This is a genomic window from Streptomyces sp. NPDC001970 (genome assembly GCF_053594115.1).
Genome location: NZ_JBSFDW010000023.1, coordinates 1 through 19629 on the forward strand (window position 1 = coordinate 1; position 19629 = coordinate 19629).

Here is a 19629-nt window from a genome sequence, read left to right on the forward strand (position 1 = left end):
TCCATGGAGACGGAGATCGCGGCCCCGATCACGGTGCTGCCGATGGTCATCATCAGCAGGCCCGGGACGATATAGGCGATGTAGTCGGAGCGGTCGGCGCCGCCGCCACCGATGCCCGCGCTCATCACGTCTCCGAAGATGTAGACGAAGAGCAGCAGCAGCATGATCGGCGTGAGCAGCAGTTGCAGGGTCATGGACGGGTAGCGCCGGGCGTGCAGCAGGTTGCGGCGCAGCATCGTGTTCGAGTCGCGTACGGCGAGGGAGAAGGCGCTCATCGGACAGTCTCCTTGGACTGGTTGGGGACCTTGGTGCCGCCGGTCAGGGCGAAGAACACGTCGTCGAGGTCGGGGGTGTGCACGGTCAGCTCGTCCGCCTCGACGCCGGCCGCGTCCAGCCGGTCGAGGATGGAGCGCAGCTCACGCTGGCTGCCGCCCGAGGGGATCTGCAGCGCCAGCGCCTCGTCGTCGCGGGTGACCTCGCGCAGGGCGACGGCGGCGGACTGGTATGCGGCCGGGTCGGTGAAGCGGAGTCGGACGTGCCCGCCCGGGATGAGCCGCTTCAGCTCGTCGGCGGTGCCCTCGGCGACGATCTTCCCGCCGTTCAGCACGCCGATACGGTCGGCGAGTTCGTCGGCCTCCTCCAGGTACTGGGTGGTGAGGAAGACGGTCACCCCGTCGGAGACCAGTTCGCGGATGATCTGCCACATGTTGTGGCGGCTGCGCGGGTCGAGGCCGGTGGTCGGCTCGTCGAGGAAGATGATCCGCGGATTGCCGACCAGCGTCATGGCGATGTCGAGACGGCGCTTCATGCCGCCGGAGTAGGTGGAGACGGGCCTCGATGCCGCCTCCACCAGGTCGAAGCGCTCCAGCAGCTCGGCGGTGACCCGCCGCCCCTCGCGCTTGGACAGGTGGTGCAGGTCCGCCATGAGGAGCATGTTCTCCTCGCCGGTGATCAGCCCGTCGACGGCGGAGAACTGCCCGGTGACGCCGATCGCGGCACGCACCCCGTCCGGTGACGTCGCGACGTCGTGGCCCGCGACCTGGGCCTGCCCGCCGTCGGCGGCGATGAGCGTGGACAGGATCTTCACGGCGGTGGTCTTGCCGGCGCCGTTGGGCCCGAGGAGCGCGAACACGGACCCGGCCGGGATGCGCAGATCGATGCCGTCGAGGACGGTCTTGTCGCCGTACGACTTGCGCAGACCGACGGTGGAGACGGCGGCCGGCGACGGGTGACCGTCGCCCTGCCTGGATGTGGGCATGACAGAAGAAGGCATGGAACCCTCCCGTTCGAAGGCTGAAGTGGCAGGGGGAGTGGGCGAGTTGAAGGTGGTGCGGGGTATGGAGGCGCTCAGGCCTTGGCGCGGCGGACGTCGATGTTGCCGTGCCGGGTGCGGGCGCGGACCTTGACGGCGTCCTCGGTCTTCTCCGGGGTCTCGGACGCGGTGAGCGTGTTGCGCACCTGGCCGGAGCCCGAGCTGACGTCGAGCCAGGCGGCGGTGCCCTCGCGGACGCCGACGTCGATGGCGCCGTAGGAGGTCTCCAACTGGACGGTGCCGCGGGCCACTTCGTCCACGCGCAGGGTGCCGTGGGCGGTGGTGGCGGTGACCGAGTCCTCGGCGCGCCGGATCTCGATGTCGCCGTTGGCGCCGCTCACCCGCAGCTCGCCGGTCGCGGCGCCGACGGTCGTGGTGCCGTGCGAGTTCTTCAGGACGGCGGGGCCGTCGACGAGGCCGACGCGCAGGCTGCCGGAGCTGGTGGTGATCTCGGCCATGCCCTCGACCCGGTCCACGGTGATCGAGCCGTGCGACGCGGTCAGTTGCAGCGGGCCGGTCGTGTCGAGGCGGACGTCGCCGGACGAGGTCTTGACGCGGACCTCGCCGAGCCGGCCCTCGCCGAGCACCTGGACCCAGGCACCGGTCATGTCGATGCGCGAGCCCGTGGGCAGTTCGACCGTCACGTCGACGGTGCCGGTGCGGCCGAGGCCGAGCAGATTGGGCTTGGGCGTCCTGACGGTCAGTACACCGCTCGCGTACGTGACCTCGGTCTGGTCGGCCGCCCGTACGTCCTGGTCCTTCTTCGGGTCGCGGGGTTGCACCTCGACGACGGTGTCGCGGCGGTCGCCCGCGGTGAACTGGATGGAACCGGCTTCCACGTGCGCCGTGGCCGAGATCGGTTCGGGAGTGTCGAAAGAAGGCATGGCTGTCCCGTCCTCATGAGTCCTTGGGTCGTCCCCGCTGGTGGGACGTGGTGTGGGATACGTGGTGCGGGCGGGGGCGCGGCTAGCGCACCCAGCCCGTGAAGCTCTGTCCGACGGTCCGGGTCTTCTCCGTCGCACGCGGCCGGGTGCCGCCGTCGACCGCGGCCGACACGGCGCGCACCAGCCACGCGTTGACCGACAGGCCCTCGCGGGCCGCGGCCTCCTCGGCGCGGGCCTTGAGGTGGGCCGGCAGGCGCAGGTTGACGCGGGCGGTGCCGCCCTCCTCGCCGTCGGCCGGGGTCTTGAGCGGTTCGACGGGCGCGGCCGGCTCCGCGGGGGCGCCGCCGTCGGTGGGCGGCGGTGTCACCACGAAGTCGGGGTCGAGCCCGCGCAGCCGTACGTCGACCGAGCCGGGAGCGAGTTCGCGGGTGATCTCGTCCGTCGCGGCGGAGAGCACATTGAGCATGATCAACCGGACCGCCGACTCCAGGGGAGCGGTGAGCCTCTCTGCCAGCTCGCGGGCTTCGTCGCCGCCGGCTTCGGCGGCCACCGCGAGTTCGCGGCGGAGGGTGTCGACATACGGAGTGAGGTCCATGACGCCATCATGGCACCACAATGGCGCCATGCGCAAGCCGTGAGGTGACATCTCTGGTTCGGTATCTGACGCACTCACCCTGACCTGCGAAAACATACTGGCACCTAGCTGAGTGATTGTGGCGCCATGCGTACTCATGTGCATTCGGGAGCGTGGAATGGCGCCGGGCGGCACCTGGCGACACCGGATGGCACCAAGCCGCGCCATCCGACGTCATGTGATGCCATGCGATGTCGCAAGAAGGTGGCCTGCCCCGCCGCACGGTCTGCCACCGGGCCGAGCCCACCCGACCTCAACCCGGACGACGCCCCTGTCCACGACGAAGGGCTTGCCGCGTACGCCGCCGAGACCGGCCTCGAAGAGCCGCTGCTGCCCTGGCACGTCCTGCGTACACCCGTCGTCGATCGCCACCGCGCAGACACCGAGCCGCCGCCGTCACGGCACCGGCCGACACCGCGCACCCCGCAGCGCCGGACACGCCCGGAGCGTCACGTGTGACCTTCACCGCTCCCGCCGCAGGGGGTGGGCAACGTGGTTACCCACAAGTAGCATGAGGGAAGCAAGCGCGCGCTTAGCCGTGCGCCCGCAGCAGTGCCATCCCGCACCCTGGAGGAGAGCCATCGTGCCTCGTACCGTCAGGGACGTCGTCTTCGTCGACGGCGTCCGCACCCCGTTCGGCAAGGCGGGCCCGAAGGGCATCTACCACGAGACCCGCGCCGACGATCTTGTCGTGAAGGCCATCCGGGAGCTGCTGCGCCGCAACCCGGGTCTCGACCCCGCGAAGATCGACGAGGTCGCCATCGCCGCGACCACGCAGATCGGCGACCAGGGTCTGACCCTGGGCCGCACCGCCGGCATCCTCGCCGGGCTGCCGCAGTCGGTCCCCGGCTACTCGATCGACCGCATGTGCGCCGGCGCGCTCACCGCCGTCACCACCACCGCCGGGTCGATCGCGTTCGGCGCGTACGACGCCGTCATCGCCGGTGGCGTCGAGCACATGGGCCGCCACCCGATGGGCGAGGGCGTCGACCCGAACCCGCGTTTCGTGTCGGAGAAGCTCGTCGACGAGTCGGCCCTCTTCATGGGCATGACCGCGGAGAACCTGCACGACCGCTACCCGCAGATCACCAAGCAGCGCGCCGACGAGTACGCCGTGCGCTCGCAGGAGAAGGCCGCCAAGGCGTACGCCAACGGCAAGATCCAGCAGGACCTCGTCCCGATCTCGGTGCGCCGCACGAGCCCCGAGGCCGGCGAGACCGGCTGGGGCCTGGTCACCGCCGACGAGCCGATGCGCCCGGGCACGACCCTGGAGAACCTCTCCGGTCTGAAGACCCCGTTCCGCGTCCACGGCCGCGTCACGGCCGGTAACGCCGCGGGCCTGAACGACGGCGCCACCGCCTCGATCATCGCCTCCGAGGACTTCGCCCGCGAGCACAACCTCCCGGTCAAGATGCGCCTCGTCTCGTACGCCTTCGTCGGCGTCGAGCCCGAGGTCATGGGCTACGGCCCGATCCCGGCGACCGAGAAGGCCCTCGCCAAGGCCGGCCTCTCGATCGAGGACATCAACCTCTTCGAGATCAACGAGGCCTTCGCCGTCCAGGTCCTGGCCTTCCTCGAGCACTACGGCATCGCCGACGACGACGCCCGCGTCAACCAGTACGGCGGCGCCATCGCGTTCGGTCACCCCCTCGCCTCCTCCGGCGTGCGTCTGATGACGCAGCTGGCGCGGCAGTTCGAGGAGCAGCCGGAGGTCCGTTACGGCCTCACCACCATGTGCGTCGGCTTCGGCATGGGCGCCACGGTGATCTGGGAGAACCCGCACCACAAGGACGCCGGAGGCAACAAGTGAGCACCACCGCTGAGCTCTTGAAGGGTGCGGCCGAGCTGTTCCCGGACGAGGTCGTCACGCAGGCGCACGTGCGCCACCTCGACCTCCCCGGCGGCGCGGGCAGGTTCGCCCTCATCACGCTGGACAACGGCTTCGACCACACCAAGCCGACCACCTTCGGCCCGCAGTCCCTCGCGAACCTCAACACCGCGATCGACCAGGTCGAGGCCGAGGCCGCGAACGGTGACATCGTCGGCGCCGGCATCACCGGCAAGCCGTTCATCTTCGCCGTCGGCGCCGACCTCAAGGGCGTCGAGCTGCTCAAGCAGCACGCGGACGCGCTCGCCATCGGCAAGGGCGGCCACGACGTCTTCAAGCGGCTCGCCTCCCTCGCCGTCCCGACGTTCGCGTACTACAACGGCGCGGCGATGGGCGGCGGTGTCGAGGTCGGTCTGCACTGCACCTACCGCACCGTGTCCAAGGCCCTGCCGGCCTTCTCGCTCCCCGAGGTCTTCCTCGGCCTGGTGCCGGGCTGGGGCGGCTGCACGATCCTGCCGAACCTGATCGGCGCCGACCGCGCGGTCTCGGTCGTCATCGAGAACTCGCTCAACCAGAACAAGCAGCTCAAGGGCGCGCAGGTCTTCGAGCTCGGCATCGCCGACGCGATCTTCGAGGGCGCCGACTTCCTGGAGCAGTCGCTGATCTGGACGGCGTCCGTCCTCAAGGGCGAGATCGCGGTCGAGCGCGCGGAGATCGACCGCGGTGCGGCCTGGGACCAGGCCGTCGCCCGCGGCCGGTTCATCGCCGACTCCAAGGTGCACGGCGCGGCCCCGGCCGCGTACCGCGCCCTCGACATCATCGAGTCGGCCAAGGACGGCGACCTCCAGAAGGGCTTCGACGCCGAGGACACCGCGCTCGCCGACCTCATCATGGGCGGCGAACTGCGCTCCGGCATCTACGCCTTCAACCTGGTGCAGAAGCGCGGCAAGCGTCCCGCCGGTGCCCCGGACAAGAGCCTGGCCCGCCCGGTCACCAAGGTCGGTGTCGTCGGCGCCGGTCTGATGGCCTCTCAGCTGGCGCTGCTGTTCCTGCGCCGCCTGGAGGTCCCGGTCGTCCTCACGGACATCGACCAGGAGCGCGTCGACAAGGGTGTGGGCTACGTCCACGCCGAGATCGAGAAGCTGCTGGGCAAGGGCCGGATCAACCAGGACAAGGCCAACCGTCTCAAGGCCCTGGTCACCGGTGTCCTGGACAAGGCCGAGGGCTTCGCGGACGCGGACTTCATCATCGAGGCCGTGTTCGAGGAGATGTCCGTCAAGCAGAAGGTGTTCGCGGAGGTCGAGGCGGTCGCCCCGGCGCACGCGATCCTCGCCACCAACACCTCCTCGCTGTCGGTCTCCGAGATGGCCTCCAAGCTCCAGCACCCGGAGCGCGTGGTCGGCTTCCACTTCTTCAACCCGGTCGCGGTGCTCCCGCTGCTGGAGATCGTCCGCGGTGAGAAGACGGACGACGCCTCGCTGGCCACGGCCTTCGGCGTCGCCAAGAAGCTGAAGAAGACCGCGGTGCTGACGAAGGACGCCCCGGCGTTCGTCGTGAACCGCATCCTGACCCGCTTCATGGGCGAGATCCAGAACGTCATCGACGAGGGCACCCCGGTCGCCACCGCCGAGAAGGCCATCGAGCCCCTCGGGCTCCCGATGTCGCCGCTGGTCCTGCTGGAGCTGGTCGGCCCGGCCATCGGTCTGCACGTCTCCGAGACCCTGAACCGCGCCTTCCCGGAGCGCTTCACGGTGTCCCCGAACCTCAAGGCGGTCGTCGAGGCGGGCAAGCGGGGCTTCTACGTGTACGACTCCGGGAAGCCGGAGCTCGACCCCGAGGTCGCCGCGCTGCTCAAGCAGGGCGACACGGTCCTGACGGAGGAGCAGGTCCGCGCCCGCGTCCTGGACGCGGTCGCGCAGGAGATCGGGCTGATGCTGGAGGAGGGTGTCGTCGCCGAGGCGCAGGACATCGACCTCTGCCTGATCACCGGTGCCGGCTGGCCCTTCCACCTGGGCGGTATCACGCCCTACCTGGACCGCGAGGGCGTCAGCGAGCGCGTGAACGGCAAGAAGTTCCTGGCGCAGGGCGTCGCGAGCGTGCCCGCGTAAGGCACGACACCGCCTGACAGCACGGCGAAGGGCCGTACGGGATCCGTCCCGTACGGCCCTTCCGCCTGCCCGGCCCGACGACCGGGCGACGGCGCCGACGACGCCGGGCGCGTACCCGGCGGCCCGACGCCCGGGGCGCCCTGCCGGCCGCTACAGCCGCTTCGCGCTGCGCAGCGTGGTGGCGTAGTAGCCGTTCCCGTCCAGCCGGGACGTACCGCCCTTGTCGCCGATCGTCGGGCCGTTCACTTCCTCCCGGCTGGAGATGAAGATCTTGTGGCCGTCGCTGTCGTGGCCCAGGTAGATCCCGACGTGGTCGAGGCGGCTCTTGGTACGGGCGTCCAGCTTGAAGAAGACGAGGTCGCCCGGCTGGAGCACGTCGATCGACTTGGGACGGTCCGCCGCGCCCACGCCCTTCAGGGGGATGACCTCGGTGCCGGCGTCGGAGCGGGCCATGCCGTTCGCCGTACGCGGCAGGCCGTCGCCCGTGGTGTCCGAGGAGGCGAGCGGGTAGCGGGCGCGGTAACCCCACACCAGCCGCATGAATCCCGAGCAGTCGACGGAGCGGGCACGCTTGGCCTCGGGCTGCTTGCCCGTGCCGTCGCGGAAGCTGTACGGGATGCCGAGGTAGTCGTAGAAGTCGGACAGTTCCTCGCGCAGGTCGTTGCCCGCGCTGCCGTTCGGGTTGAGCGGGCCGAACGCGGCGTCACCGGCGTAGGCGATGCCCTCGTCGTCCTTCTTGACCGGGGCGCCCTCGACGTACTGGAAGGCGGTCGCGAAGATGTCGTCCTCCTCGCTGCCGTAGTACTCCTTGAACCAGTCCTTGAACCACTGCTCCTTCTCGGCGCCCTTGCGCCACGGCTCCGGCATGAGCCGCACCCAGTCCTCGGTCACGACACGCGACTTGGTGTTGGCGGCCTCGGTGAAGGTGCGGCTCGGGCCCTTGAGGGTCGCGGTGCGGGCGTTGTCCGTGAAGGTGGCGAGGACCTGGCCGCCCTCGCCCCGCAGCACCGAACGCTCCGGGTTCTTCAGGCGCTCCCAGGTCTGCTTGCCGCTCATCTGGCCGCTGCTGGACTCGAGCAGCGGGGTGTCGGTGACGGCCTGGATGGCCGGGGCCTTGGCCTGCTCCTCCTTCCGGAGTTCGACGGTCAGGTACGCGCTGCTCGCGAGCAGCCCGATCACGACCGCCGCGTGCAGGGCGGGGCTGGTCTTCTTCTTGGCACTCATGAGGTCGGCTCCGGTGGGGCGGTCAGGCGGACGGCATGACGCCGAGGAGGATCCCGGCGGTGAGAACGACATAGGCCATGAGCGTCACCGAACCGGTGGCGAGCAGCGTCGGGCCCTTGGGCTGGCGCACGAGCTGGTAGGCGATCAGGCCGGGAACGATGAATCCGAGCGTCTGGTTGCTGTACATCAGCGGGAATTCGAGCGAGAGCACGATCATCACCGTGGCCTGCAGGATCACGCCGGTGAGCACGACCGCCGCGAACAGCCGCTTGCCGTAGAGGATCACGTAGCGCTGCAGCAGCAGCGTGCAGACGTACGCGAGGACGGTGACGCCGACGACCATCGCGGCGCGCTGCAGGTCCTCGACGAGGGTGAGCGCGAGCCAGCCCGGGGTGATCATGCCCCCGGGCGAGAGGTTGGTCGTCAGGTAGCAGACCAGGGAGAAGAGCAGCCCGAGGGCGATGCCGACCGCGGCGATCTCGGGGGTGAGGACGGAGGGGATCAACGCTGGTCTCCTGGGCTGTACCACTGCTGCGGGTCGTCGGCGGGGGGTGTCGGGGTGACGCGGGGCTCGAAGAGGCCGCGGGGCCGCTCCTGTTCGGCTCCGCGCTGTACGGGCACATGGGGCGCCTGGGGCGCCTGAGGCGCCTGAGGCGCCTGAGGTGCGTGGGCCTGAGGCACTTGGTATGCCTGGGGCACCTGAGGCCGGGGCGCATACCTGCTCTCGTACGCCTCGGAGTACTGCTGGTACGGGTCGAGCCGCGGCGCGTACAGCTGCATGGTCTCGGAGGGGTCCGCGGGCGCGGTCGCTGCCGCAGCGACAGCGACCGGCGCGGACACGGCGGCCGGTTCGGCGGCGCTGTCGTCGGCCGGGAGTTCCGCCAGGTGCTCGAGGAGCAGCTCGCCCTGGCCGTGGATGTTGCCGATGGCGACGAGGGAGGAATCCGGGCCGAGGTGGCCGAGCAGCTCGTGCATGAACTCCTCGCCGTCGCGGCCGTCGCCACCGAGGTCGACGGCACGGTCGCGCCATTCGGCGGGGATCGCGTCGATGGCGCTCTTGGCCGGGTGGCCGATGACGAACACCTTGTCCGGCTGCAGGTCCGGGACGATCTGCCCCATCTGGCCGTTGCGTTCGACGCGGTCGGGCCGGCAGTTGATGACCACGTTCAGCGGACGGCTGATCGCGCCGAGATCGAGGAGCTGGTTGATGTTCATCAGCGTCGACTCGGGGTCGTTGGCCGCGAAGACGTTGGCGAAGCGCAGCCGCTTGCCGCCCGGCGCGACGTACCGCTCGACGGAGAGGACACCCGGGTCCGGCGGCGCGTCGTACATGCCCTGCAGCGCGGTCTTGCGGTCGACGCCCAGCAGCTCGGCGACGACGAGCGCGATCGCCACGTTCTCCTTGAAGGTGAACCAGCCGAAGCCGCGCAGCTCCTCGTCGGTGACCATCTCGGGGTCGGCGTAGACGAGCTTGCAGTCCCGGGCGTCGGCCTCCTCCTGGAGGACGTGGAAGCGCTCCTTCTCCGCGGTGACGCAGATGCCGCCGTGCGGCATCGAGCGGGACAGCGAGCGGGCGATGTCGTCGAGGGTCGGGCCCATCTCGGCGACGTGGTCCTCGCGGACGTTGCACAGGACGCCGATCGTGGAGCGGATGAGCTTGGACTGGTTGATCTCCTGGAGGGCCGGCATGACGGCCATGCACTCCATCACCAGGGCGTCCGGGTGGTACGCGGCGGCCCGGCGCACGATGCCGATCTGCTCGACGACGTTGGCGATGCCGAACTTGCGGTAGACCGGCTCCTCGGTGGCGTCCGGATGGATGAAGCGGGCCGCCGTCCCGGTCGTCTTGGCGACCGTGGTCAGCCCGCCGCCGCGCAGCGCGCCCGCGCACAGCCGGGTGATCGAGGACTTGCCGCGGATGCCGTTGACCAGGACCCGCGTCGGTATGTGCTCCAGATTGACGAAGTGGCGCCGCTGCTCGACGATCCCCGCGATCAGGAGGATGCCACTGCACACCACCAGCACGGTGTAGAGGAAGAGCATGCCGGGTCAGTTCCTTCCGGCGAGGGACGTCGCCGCGTCGCGCTTGCGCTGCTGGGCCGGCAGTTGCTGCCGGATGAGCTCAAGGCTGCGGACGACGGCGCCGACCTCGTCGTGGTGTCGCGGATAGAGAACGGTGCGCCGGTCGCCGTCCGCGAGCGCCTCCGCCTGGGCGGCGAGGGTGCGCAGGGGGCGTACGACGACGATGTACAGCCAGCCCAGGCAGGCGGTGGCCGCGGTGATGCCCAGCAGCCCGGCGAGGACCGTGCGGTTCTGGAGGTGGTACTCGGCGATGGCGAGTCCGGACGCGGGCTGCCAGCTCACCACGGTCCAGCCGAGGGACTTGGCGGCGCCGCCGCCCACGAAGGGCGCGGCTGCGGCGATCTGGATGTCGCCGCCGTCCCGGTAGAGGACGCCGCTGGGGCGCGGGCTCATGCCCACCTTCTGGTTGGTGCCTTCGACGAAGGCGTCGAGACGGCCGCTGGGCAGTCCCTCGAAGGCGAGGTAGCCGGTGTTGCCGGCGATGACGCGACGCTCCGCGTCGACGACACGGACGGCGCCGAGCCCCGGCCGCTTGAGCAGGGAGTTCAGGAAGTCGATCCGGAACTCGCCGACCACGGCGGCGCCCTGCCGGCCGGGCACCTCCGCCGTACCGATGATCACCGGCTCCGCACCCTGGTCGTCGAGGACCCGGATCGGCTCGGGGGCGGGGCCCTTGCCCGCGGGGCTGCGCGGGTCGCCGCCCGCCTGGGCGAGGACCCGGCCGTCGGCGTCGAGGACGTACAGCGACTGGTACCGAAGGTGCTGGTTCGCCGTGCGCTCCAGGACCTCGGTCATCTGGGACGGCTTGGTGCGGTCGCCGATGAGGGACGCGACCGACGCGAGGTCGGCGTGGCCCTCGTTGAGTGCGCGGCGCACCCGGTCGGTGAGCGTGTCGGTGCGCTCCCGCTGGTCGTTGACGATCTGCTGCGGTACGACGACCGAGTCACCGGCGCGGTTGAGCAGCAGCAGGAGCGGTGCCGACCAGACGAGCAGGATCACCCCGCAGACGGCGAGCAGGGTGGTGGCGCCGAAGCGGCGCCGCGCGGGCGTCGCCGGTGCGTCGGCGTCGGCGGGCTCGCCGAGGAGCTGGCGGCGCAGCCGTTCCAGGGCAGCGCCGATCCGCGCGGTCTCGCCGTACCTGGGTGCGCTCACCGGGCGTGTGAGGTCGCCTCGTGTGAGGCGGCGGCTCTCGAGGAACAGCCGGATCAGCGGACGCTGCACGGTGCCGAGGAGCAGGGCGACGGTGATGCCACCGATGAGGAGCAGGGCGCCCGCGGCCAGGAGTCCGAAGAGCGGGCTGCTGGTGCCTGCGGGGTCCTCTGCGACCTTGACCATCGCCACGACGGTGAGGCCGAGCCCGGTGGCGACGGTCGTCTCGCCGGCCTGGGGCGCGGCCATCGTGGCGTATCCGGCGAGCGAGCGGTCGCCGAGGTAGATGCCACCCGTGAGACTGCCGCTCACCCCACGGAAGCCGCCGGAGCCCGGCTCCTTCGCCTTGACGGGGTGCTGCTCGGCCTTCTCGGCGGCGATCGCGGCGAACTTCTTCAGCTGCTCCTTGGACTCCGCGACCTCCTCGCGCTGGAGGTCGGTGAGGACCTGCTCGGGCTCGGGGATGCCGTCCTGGCTGAGAACGTGGCCGTCCTGGTCGATGACGGCGATGGCGCGGAAGCCACCGAGGCTGATGCCGGGGAACTTCAGGCCGCTGGAGGCGACCAGCAGCTTCTGCGGTTCGCCCTGCCAGGTGAGCAGGGCGAAGGACAGCAGCCGGGTCTCGCCGTTGGGGAGCCGGACCATGCGGGGTGCGAGGCCGTTCTCGCCGCCGAGCTTGGAGCGGTCGATGGCGGTCAGCGGCACGTTCTCACCACGGGCGGCGAGCAGTTTGCCCGACTTGATCTCGACGACGGCCGTGCCCAGCCACTTCTGGTAGACGTTGCCGATCTTGTCCAGGACGGCGTCGGCGGACACGGGCTCCGCGGCGTTGAACAACTCCGCGGTGCGTGTGAGGTCCGTGACGCTCTCGTCGATGGAGGCGCGCATGCCGATGGCGCCGTCCTCGGCGAAGTGCTGCTGGGAGGTCAGAACGGCCTTCGGGATGGGGTCGTCACCGACGCGGCCGAGAGAGAGGGCGGTGATGCCCGCCAGGGCGAGAAGCAGAACAGACAGTACGGCGATAGGTGGACGTATGCCGCCCAACAAGGACATGTCGGCTCTTCGGCGGACCTTGTGCCGCCGCTTCGAGGGCGAAGCGGCCAACGGGGGCTCCTCTCGTGGAGTTCACGGCGTGCAGGCGCGCGCCCTCACACTCGAAAAAGGGCGGACCGGGAACATGTGACCGCGCCAATGCGACAACGGTTGTATGAATGCGAAAAAATGTGATCCAGCCGACAGCGGCTCAGTCGGGAAGCTCTTCCAGCGGCTGCAGACCGTCCTTCGCCGCACCGCGATTGAGCATCGTGCCCTCGGTGCGCTCGAAGGCCAGTCGGTAGCGGGCGGTCTGCTCCTTGCTGAGACCGTCACCGTCCCGAAGGGCGGCGGCGACATCGATCAACCGGTGGTCCTCGACCGCCCCTTCGGGCAATTTGCCCGATTCATCTGGATCCGGCGGGATATCCACGAAGGTCGGCACGTACTTGGCCTGGACGTCCCAGCTGCCGCCCCGCTTCGTGAACTCGAACCAGCCGATGGCACCTTCCTCGGTGAGCCCGCTCGGCACGTCGTGCCGGGCGACCTGATTGCCGAGTCCGTACGCGATCCAGGTGCCGTCGACCTTCTCCATCGGCTGTACGACATGGGCGTGATGGCCGATGATCAGGTCGATACCCGTCTCCCTGGCGAGCTTGCGGCCGAGCTTGATCTGCGAGCGGCTCGGGTTCGGCCAGTGCTCGCGCCCCCAGTGGATGCTCAGGATCACCACGTCGGCGCCGTCCTTGCGCGCCTTCTTCTCGGCCGCGGCGATCGCCTTGAAGTCGGTCTGGTTGACCAGCCAGGGCTTGTCCTCGGGGATCTCGAAGCCGTTGAAGCCGAAGGCGTACGAGATCTGGGCGACCTTGACACCCTTCACGTCCACGATGGCCGTCTTCGCCGCCTCCGCCGCGTTGCGGAACGAGCCGGTGTGCTTCAGGCCCGCAGCGTCCATGGCGTCCAGGGTGCGGACGACACCGGGGTATCCGTGGTCGAGTGTGTGGTTGGACGCCGTGGAGCAGATGTCGTAGCCGACGCTCTTGACGGCGGTGGTGATCTGCGGCGGGACGAGGAAGGCCGGGTAACTCTGGAACGGTCCCTCGGGCTTGCCCACGACCGGCTCGAAGTGGCAGATGCCCAGGTCGGCCTTGCTGATGACGGGCTTGACACCGGCCATCAGCGGTTCGAAGTCGATCCCCTTCACGCCCTTGCCGGTGGCCTTGGCATCCTTGCGCGCCTGGTCGGTCAGCTGTGGATGAATGAGGATGTCACCGGCGGCTGCGACCGTGAAGGTGGGGCTGCCGCTGTCCGCGGCCGCCTTCTCGTCGTCCGAGCCGAAGGGACCGCAGGCGGCGGTACCCCCGAGCAGCGCGAGTATGGCTATACAGGTCGTCAGCGACCGGCGCGAAGAGCGTTTCATCACCCTGGATATCTTTGTATGACTATGACCGCGAACCGGAGCAAGACGATAGCAATAGCGACAACGACGATCGTCGTTGCGGCCACTCTGCTCACCGGGCTCCTCTTCACCCTCGCCCCAAGCACCGGCTCCCCAGAGGGTAAACGGTCCGCCGACAGCCGGACCCAGGGGTCCACCGAAGCGGTCGACCTGGAGCGCCGGATCGGGGAGTACACGTCGCGGTTCGGTGAGGACAGCGGCTATCGCCGTCCGTCACGCGACGACCGGCGGGCGGTCGCGCGGGGCGTCGGGCTGCTCCTCGACGGCGATCGCGAACAGGCCCGGGAGCAGCTGTCCGACGTGGACTTCGAGATCCGGACCGTCACCGACAGCGCCACGGGACGGCGGTACGCGGAGATCGCCGACCGCACCGAGGACGCGCGCTCGCCCCGGGGCTGGGGGCGGGTCTATGTCGATCTGGACAGATCTGCTCGCTGGTCCGTGCAGGTGCCCCATCCCGTCGCCGACAAGCGCACCGAGCGGCTCGGCGTGAGCGTGCTGCGAGGCTCGCGCGGCGGGATCCTGGTGATCGCGGGAGCACATCGCAGCGCGGGGCGCGAGGACGCGGCCGATGTGGCGCACCGCACCGACAGTGTCTTCGACGCCGTCTGCGACGAGCTCGTCCGGCGAGGGCTGCCGGGCCTCCAGCTGCACGGATTCGCCGACGACTCGGCGCCGCGCTACGACGTCATCGCCTCCACGGGCAACGGCGAGGTGGCACGACCCGAGGGGCGCGCCCTCGCCGACGCCCTTCGCGTACGCGACTTCGACGTGTGCCGCGCCTGGGTGCGCTCGTGCCCGCTCGAGGGCAGGACCAATGTGCAGGGCCGCAAGGCGGCGGAGGAGGGGGTCGCCTTCCTGCACGTCGAGTTCAGCAACACGGTCCGTACCTCCCGGGCCCAGGCTGCTCGCGCGGCGGAGGCTGTCACCGCTGTCACGGCGGCGTGGTCCATGGGCGACGCGGCGGACCGCCCCACGGGCTGACCGGCTGACCGGCCGGAAGCCCTGAGCCGGCGCGGACGGCAGACGGCACCGAACCGGGACGGCAGATGGCTCGGACGGCAGAAGGCTCAGGCAGCAGACGGCTCAGACGGCCGTCCACGCCTCCATCGCGACCCCCGACCCGGCCTTCTGCCGCGTCACCCGCAGCGTGCCGTCGGCACCGAACGCGGCCAGCACCACGCGTCCGTTCCCGTCGATCGCGAGCGCCGGGGCGCCGACGCACGGCTCCCCCGTCGTGGTCCACACCGCGCCCGCCGACTCGTCCTCGGTCGGGTACGCGGCCAGCGAAGGACGCCCGTCCGGGCCGAGCTGCGCCATGATCGTGCAGTCGTGCCCGTCGACCGGCGTACGGAGCAGGGCGACCGGTCCCGTACCGCCGGTGCCGCCCAGCGGGAGAGGCTCGTCCATGCCCTCGCGCCAGGCCTGGACGGTGCCGGTGGCGGCCTCGCGCCAGAAGTGGGTCAGCCGCCCGCGGCCGGTGCGCTCGGCGCTCAGCGAGCCGGGTACCGCGGAGGCCTCGATGTCGTCGACGCGCGTGAAGAGGGCTCCCGGGGATTCCTGCACCCAGCGCAGCACCCGGTCCTTGGACACGGCCAGGACCTCCATGACGCCTGCGTCGGTCAGCGTCACGGCCGGCACACCGAGCACATTGCTGCCCTTGAGGTCGGCCCACGAGCCCCAGCGGCCGTTGGCGTGCTGCGTGCGGCCGCACACGCCACCGCCGGCGTTGCGTATGAACGCATGGAGCAGACCGTTGGTGTCCACGGCTGCCGACGGCCGGCCGATCCGGTCGGAGAGCTCCTTGCTCTTCGGGTACGGCGTCCCGAAAGTGCTCCACTCGCGCATGGGGCGGCCCGACTGGTACTGGATGGCCATCGCCAGATCCGTGATGAGCTCGCCGTCCGCCGAGTGCGTGTGCCGCAGCCCGACGAGCTGCGCATAGCCGTCGCTGCCCTGCGCCACGCCCAGGGACGGCAGCACGCCCGGCGCGGGGAAGATCTGCGGCCCCTCCCACTCGGGTCCGCCGGGCCGGGTCTCGGTCCAGCGCAGGACACCCTCGGCGCCCGGCGCGTACGCGGAGAGCCGGCCGTCCTTGCCGCGCAGCAGCCAGCCGGCGGTCGGCGGCAGGGAAGGGTCCGACGGGAGCGACGGCGTCGCCCGGACCGTGGGGCGCGACTGATCCCCGGGCCGCTGGGCCTCGTCCGTCCGCCGCTTCGATCTCCGCGCAGACCGCAGTGCCATCGCCCGTTGCCACCTTCCCTGAGCGCTGTGCGAGCGCTTGATTCACGTGACGATAACACTTGCCGAACCGCCGGATCCCCGTGGCGGACGACTCCCCTGTGACACCCTCCTGACATGCGGATTCTCATGATCGTCGATGCCGCGAACGTGGTCGGCTCGGTCCCGGACGGCTGGTGGCGGGACCGTTTCGGCGCCACCGAGCGGCTACGTGACGGACTCGTACCGTTCGCCCGGGACGGCATTCCGGGACTTCCGGGCCCGGCCGAGGTGGTGCTGGTCGTCGAGGGCAGGGCCCGGGGGGTGGAGAGCCTTCCCGAGGTGCGGGTCGAGTCGGCGCCCGGCAGCGGTGACGACCACATCGTGGAGCTGGTCCGCGCGGCCCCGGACCGTACCCGTGTCGTGGTGACCGCCGACCGGGGGCTGCGCGAGCGGGTCCAGGCCCTCGGGGCCGTGTGCGCCGGGCCCAGGACCGTACGTCAGCCTCCCGGTGAGCGTACGTATCCCGGCGAGCGTACGTAGAGGACCGCGCCGTCGATCTGGTCCGGGAGGGGCTCGTAGCGCCCGGCCAGCAGCCGGCGCAGCGTGGGCAGGTGCTCGGGGGCGTACGGCTTGCCGCGCGAGTCGTCGACGATCAGCGCCGGCGGATGCTCCCTGAGCTCGGTCACGAGGACCGGCCAGGCGCCCGCGACCCCGTGTTTCTCACCCACCTGAGGGCCGTCGCGCCCGCCGCTGTAGTTGGTGAGCAGCCCGGCGGTGAGATAGCGGCTGGCGGGGGTCCGGTCGGCGAGCCAGTACGTCTCCGGATGCATGCCCCACAGCAGCACCCGGTCCTCGGGGGCCGTGCGGTGCTGCAGCTGGGCGGCGAGCCGGTGCGCGTGCGCGAGCTCGGGCCGGGGCGCCAGCAGGCCCCAGGCGAGGAAGAGCGCGCAGGCGGCGGCCGAGGTGAGCAGCGCGGTCGCGAGCCGGTCGCGGGGCAGGACCCGCAGGGCCGCCGACGCGAGCAGTGTGAGCGGCGGCAGGAGCTGCAGATAGTAGTGGCCGAAGAAGTGGAAGCCGGCGAGGACGGCCACCGCCGACGCGGCCAGCCACAGCCAGAGGTCGACGGCTCCGGCCCGGGCGACCCGTACGACGCGCACGACGGGCCGGATCAGTCCGGCGCAGGCGGCGCAGAGCAGTGCGGTGTTCGCCAGCGCCCGGAAGAGGACGTGGAGTTCGGAGCCGGTGAAGGTGGCGTACGCGCCGGAGCCGGTCACCGTCCAGAAGAGAAAGCCCGAAGGATCGGTCAGCAGGGCCGCGCCGAGCACGGGCACCACGAGGGCGAGGGCCAGCCGCACCAGGTCCGCTCGCTGCGGTGAGCGCCGCGTCGAGCGCAGCGGTGAGCCGTGCCAGAGGAGCCACAGCACGGGCACGAGGACGGCCCCGCCGGTCTGTTTCACCAGGAACGCCCCGGCGACGGCGAGCCCCGCCCCCGTCCAGCGGCCCCTGCCCGCGCAGTACACCGCAGCGGCCGTGAACGGCAGCATGAAGATCTCGAAGGTCGCCGCCTGCGCGTCCTCGGGGTTGAGCCCGATCGACACCAGCAGATAGAGCACGCCCGCGGTCCGTCCGGCCCGGTCGCCCCAGCGGTCGCGGGCGGTGGCGGCCAGGGTCGCGGCGGTGAGCAGCTGGGCGAGGATCGCGAGGACCTTGAGCGGGTGCAGCGAGTCGTCGCCGAAGACCGTGAAGCACAGCTCGTACAGCCAGGGCAGCAGCGGCGGTTTGCGGTCGACGACGGTCTCGTAGAGCGCTCCCCCGTCGGCGAGTATGCGGGCCTGGACGGCGAGGTAGCCCTCGTCCGGGTTCCACAGCGGATGCCGGAAGGAGGGCAGGCGGGTGACGACGGCGAGGGCGGCGAGGACGGGGAGCAGTCGCCGCCAGTAGCCGGCCGACCGGCCCTCCGGGCCGGCGGTCGTGGACGCGCGTGCGGATGCGTACCGCAGCGATGGCGGCGGCTCGGCGAGCATGCGCTCACACTAGGGGCCCCGTATGCCCCACTTGAGCAGGACATACGGGGCCGAACGGAACCCCTAGTAGACGGCTTTCCTGCCCACCTTGCCGAGACGGCTGTGGCCGCGCCCGTACAGGAAGTAGACGACGATGCCGATGGCCATCCAGACGGCGAAGCGGAACCAGGTCTCGCCCGGCAGGTTGAGCATCAGCCACACCGTCGCGGCGATCGAGAGGATCGGGATGTACGGGACCCACGGGGTGCGGAAGGCGCGGTGCAGATCGGGGCGGGTGCGGCGCAGGACCATCACACCGATGGCGACCATGACGAACGCGAAGAGCGTGCCGATGTTCACCAGGGTCGCCAGCTCGTTGATGCTCGTGAAGCCGGCGACGATGGAGATGATCACGCCGAGCAGGATGGTCGGGCGGTAGGGGGTCCTGAACTTCGGGTGGGTGATGGAGAAGAAGCGCGGAAGGAGCCCGTCGCGGCTCATCGCGAAGAACACCCGGGTCTGCCCGAGAAGCAGGATCAGGCACACGGTGGTGAGGCCGACGGCGGCGCCGAAACTGATCACACCGGCGTAGAAGGGATGGCCGACGGACTTGAAGGCGTCGGCCAGCGGGGCGCTGACGGACAGTTGGGAGTAGTGCTGCATGCCGGTCACGACGAGCGCGACCGCGACGTAGAGCACGGTGCAGATGAGGAGCGAGCCGAGGATGCCGCGCGGCATGTCGCGCTGCGGGAGTTTGGTCTCCTCGGCGGCGGTGGCCACCACGTCGAAGCCGATGAAGGCGAAGAAAACGACCGACGCGGCCGTGAAGATGCCCATGACGCCGAAGTTGGTGGGTTCGTAACCGAACATCAGCTGGATCAGCGGGGCGTCCCAGCCGGAGACGCCGCCGGGCGGGGACGTGGCCGGGGGGATGAACGGCGAGTAGTTGTCGCCCACGATGAAGAACAGACCCGCGATGATCACGATCAGGACCACCGTCACCTTGATGGCGACGACGATCGCGGTGATGCGGGCGGACAGTTTCATGCCGACCACCAGGATCACGGTCAGCACCAGGACCAGCACGAAGGCGAGGACGTCGAAGCTGCCTCCCGGCACATCGGGTCCGGACAGCGCTGCCGGCATGTGCCACCCCACGTTGTCCATGAGTGAGCGCACATAGCCGGACCAGCCGACGGCGACGACGGCCGTGCCCAGTGCGAACTCGAGAACCAGGTCCCAGCCGATGATCCAGGCCGGCAGCTCACCGAGGGAGGCGTACGCGAACGTGTACGCCGATCCGGCCACCGGGACGGTGGAGGCGAACTCGGCGTAGCAGAGGGCGGCCAGCGCACAGACGATGCCCGCGGCGACGAAGGCCAGCGCGGTGGCCGGTCCCGCGTTCTCCTTGGCCACCTTGCCGGTGAGCACGAAGATGCCGGTGCCGATGATGACGCCGACGCCGAAGACCGTCAGATCCCAGGCCGAGAGGGACTTCTTGAGCGCGTGCTCGGGTTCTTCGGTGTCCCGGATCGACTGTTCGACCGTCTTGGTCCGGAACATCCCGGAATCGCTTGACTGCTGGTCCGTACTCACCGGCGTACCTCCGTACCCATGGCCGTATGCCCATGATCGAGAGGGGTGGGGAAACGCGCCCGCGCTGCCGGTGCCTTTCACACGAACGGGCCGGC

The 19629-nt window shown here is 70.4% G+C and carries 16 protein-coding genes and 1 pseudogene; 5 read left to right on the plus strand and 12 right to left on the minus strand.

From position 1 onward, the window contains the following. The 4 genes and pseudogenes from ACWCP0_RS25465 to ACWCP0_RS25480 form a co-directional block, all read right to left on the minus strand. Positions 1-275: pseudogene (locus ACWCP0_RS25465) on the minus strand (ABC transporter permease); the annotation flags it as partial. After that, on the minus strand, positions 272-1273 hold the full coding sequence (locus tag ACWCP0_RS25470; protein WP_451081103.1) for an ATP-binding cassette domain-containing protein: 1002 nt from the start codon (positions 1271-1273) through the stop codon (positions 272-274). The gene ACWCP0_RS25470 and the pseudogene ACWCP0_RS25465, both read right to left, overlap by 4 nt. Before the next feature lie 74 nt (positions 1274-1347). Then, positions 1348-2196, minus strand: a complete 849-nt coding sequence (locus ACWCP0_RS25475) for a DUF4097 family beta strand repeat-containing protein (protein WP_451081104.1) — start codon at positions 2194-2196, stop codon at positions 1348-1350. Positions 2197-2278: 82 nt separating this feature from the next. Continuing rightward, the gene (locus ACWCP0_RS25480) at positions 2279-2791 is read right to left on the minus strand and encodes a toxin-antitoxin system HicB family antitoxin (protein ID WP_451081105.1); all 513 of its coding nucleotides are present in this window, start codon (positions 2789-2791) and stop codon (positions 2279-2281) included. 225 nt (positions 2792-3016) lie between these two features. On the opposite strand from ACWCP0_RS25480, the gene ACWCP0_RS25485 reads away from it, so the two are divergent. From ACWCP0_RS25485 to ACWCP0_RS25495, 3 genes are all read left to right on the plus strand, one after another. Beyond that, complete coding sequence (locus ACWCP0_RS25485; protein WP_451081106.1) at positions 3017-3289, plus strand: hypothetical protein; 273 nt, start codon at positions 3017-3019, stop codon at positions 3287-3289. A gap of 124 nt (positions 3290-3413) precedes the next feature. Then, entirely contained in the window at positions 3414-4640 is a 1227-nt protein-coding gene (locus ACWCP0_RS25490) for a thiolase family protein (protein WP_451081107.1), read from the plus strand. Further along, positions 4637-6766, plus strand: coding sequence for a 3-hydroxyacyl-CoA dehydrogenase NAD-binding domain-containing protein (locus ACWCP0_RS25495; protein ID WP_451081108.1), 2130 nt, complete (start codon positions 4637-4639; stop codon positions 6764-6766). The genes ACWCP0_RS25490 and ACWCP0_RS25495 overlap by 4 nt, the downstream gene beginning before the upstream one ends. A gap of 150 nt (positions 6767-6916) precedes the next feature. Here ACWCP0_RS25495 and ACWCP0_RS25500 read toward each other — a convergent pair whose 3' ends face one another. From ACWCP0_RS25500 to ACWCP0_RS25520, 5 genes are all read right to left on the minus strand, one after another. Further along, the gene (locus ACWCP0_RS25500) at positions 6917-7990 is read right to left on the minus strand and encodes a C40 family peptidase (protein WP_451081109.1); all 1074 of its coding nucleotides are present in this window, start codon (positions 7988-7990) and stop codon (positions 6917-6919) included. A gap of 22 nt (positions 7991-8012) precedes the next feature. Then, a complete protein-coding gene (locus tag ACWCP0_RS25505) occupies positions 8013-8495 on the minus strand; it encodes a poly-gamma-glutamate biosynthesis protein PgsC/CapC (protein ID WP_351222110.1) in 483 nt (160 codons plus the stop codon). Further along, a complete protein-coding gene (pgsB, locus tag ACWCP0_RS25510; RefSeq protein WP_451081110.1) occupies positions 8492-10033 on the minus strand; it encodes a poly-gamma-glutamate synthase PgsB in 1542 nt (513 codons plus the stop codon). Before pgsB ends, ACWCP0_RS25505 begins: the two co-directional genes overlap by 4 nt. Positions 10034-10039: 6 nt before the next feature. Continuing rightward, positions 10040-12274 (minus strand): HAMP domain-containing protein, encoded by a 2235-nt coding sequence (locus ACWCP0_RS25515; RefSeq protein WP_451081111.1) that lies wholly within the window; start codon positions 12272-12274, stop codon positions 10040-10042. 190 nt (positions 12275-12464) lie between these two features. Beyond that, complete coding sequence (locus ACWCP0_RS25520; protein ID WP_451081112.1) at positions 12465-13673, minus strand: CapA family protein; 1209 nt, start codon at positions 13671-13673, stop codon at positions 12465-12467. Between the two features lie 24 nt (positions 13674-13697). Between ACWCP0_RS25520 and ACWCP0_RS25525 the strand changes: the two genes are divergently transcribed. After that, positions 13698-14696, plus strand: coding sequence for a hypothetical protein (locus tag ACWCP0_RS25525; protein WP_451081113.1), 999 nt, complete (start codon positions 13698-13700; stop codon positions 14694-14696). Positions 14697-14798: 102 nt separating this feature from the next. On the opposite strand, the gene ACWCP0_RS25530 is transcribed toward ACWCP0_RS25525, so the two are convergent. Next, positions 14799-15956, minus strand: a complete 1158-nt coding sequence (locus ACWCP0_RS25530; RefSeq protein ID WP_451081114.1) for a hypothetical protein — start codon at positions 15954-15956, stop codon at positions 14799-14801. 114 nt (positions 15957-16070) lie between these two features. Here ACWCP0_RS25530 and ACWCP0_RS25535 point away from each other — a divergent pair, with 114 nt between their 5' ends. After that, the gene (locus ACWCP0_RS25535) at positions 16071-16475 is read left to right on the plus strand and encodes an NTP pyrophosphohydrolase (protein ID WP_451081115.1); all 405 of its coding nucleotides are present in this window, start codon (positions 16071-16073) and stop codon (positions 16473-16475) included. Here the strand turns inward: ACWCP0_RS25535 and ACWCP0_RS25540 are convergent. Then, on the minus strand, positions 16433-17959 hold the full coding sequence (locus ACWCP0_RS25540; RefSeq protein WP_451081116.1) for an ArnT family glycosyltransferase: 1527 nt from the start codon (positions 17957-17959) through the stop codon (positions 16433-16435). The genes ACWCP0_RS25535 and ACWCP0_RS25540 overlap by 43 nt on opposite strands. A 63-nt stretch (positions 17960-18022) precedes the next feature. Further along, positions 18023-19501, minus strand: a complete 1479-nt coding sequence (locus ACWCP0_RS25545) for an amino acid permease (RefSeq protein ID WP_451081199.1) — start codon at positions 19499-19501, stop codon at positions 18023-18025. Positions 19502-19629 lie beyond the last annotated feature (128 nt).

What these genes read in the sequence shown, in the direction of transcription:
- ACWCP0_RS25480 (WP_451081105.1), bottom strand. Translation starts at nt 2,791, where the DNA reads ATGGACCTCACTCCGTATGTCGACACCCTCCGCCGCGAACTCGCGGTG.
- ACWCP0_RS25540 (WP_451081116.1), bottom strand. Translation starts at nt 17,959, where the DNA reads ATGCTCGCCGAGCCGCCGCCATCGCTGCGGTACGCATCCGCACGCGCG.
- ACWCP0_RS25500 (WP_451081109.1), bottom strand. Translation starts at nt 7,990, where the DNA reads ATGAGTGCCAAGAAGAAGACCAGCCCCGCCCTGCACGCGGCGGTCGTG.
- pgsB (WP_451081110.1), bottom strand. Translation starts at nt 10,033, where the DNA reads ATGCTCTTCCTCTACACCGTGCTGGTGGTGTGCAGTGGCATCCTCCTG.
- ACWCP0_RS25515 (WP_451081111.1), bottom strand. Translation starts at nt 12,274, where the DNA reads ATGTCCTTGTTGGGCGGCATACGTCCACCTATCGCCGTACTGTCTGTT.
- ACWCP0_RS25470 (WP_451081103.1), bottom strand. Translation starts at nt 1,273, where the DNA reads ATGCCTTCTTCTGTCATGCCCACATCCAGGCAGGGCGACGGTCACCCG.
- ACWCP0_RS25545 (WP_451081199.1), bottom strand. Translation starts at nt 19,501, where the DNA reads ATGTTCCGGACCAAGACGGTCGAACAGTCGATCCGGGACACCGAAGAA.
- ACWCP0_RS25535 (WP_451081115.1), top strand. Translation starts at nt 16,071, where the DNA reads ATGCGGATTCTCATGATCGTCGATGCCGCGAACGTGGTCGGCTCGGTC.
- ACWCP0_RS25475 (WP_451081104.1), bottom strand. Translation starts at nt 2,196, where the DNA reads ATGCCTTCTTTCGACACTCCCGAACCGATCTCGGCCACGGCGCACGTG.
- ACWCP0_RS25525 (WP_451081113.1), top strand. Translation starts at nt 13,698, where the DNA reads ATGACCGCGAACCGGAGCAAGACGATAGCAATAGCGACAACGACGATC.
- ACWCP0_RS25485 (WP_451081106.1), top strand. Translation starts at nt 3,017, where the DNA reads ATGCGATGTCGCAAGAAGGTGGCCTGCCCCGCCGCACGGTCTGCCACC.
- ACWCP0_RS25530 (WP_451081114.1), bottom strand. Translation starts at nt 15,956, where the DNA reads ATGGCACTGCGGTCTGCGCGGAGATCGAAGCGGCGGACGGACGAGGCC.
- ACWCP0_RS25520 (WP_451081112.1), bottom strand. Translation starts at nt 13,673, where the DNA reads ATGAAACGCTCTTCGCGCCGGTCGCTGACGACCTGTATAGCCATACTC.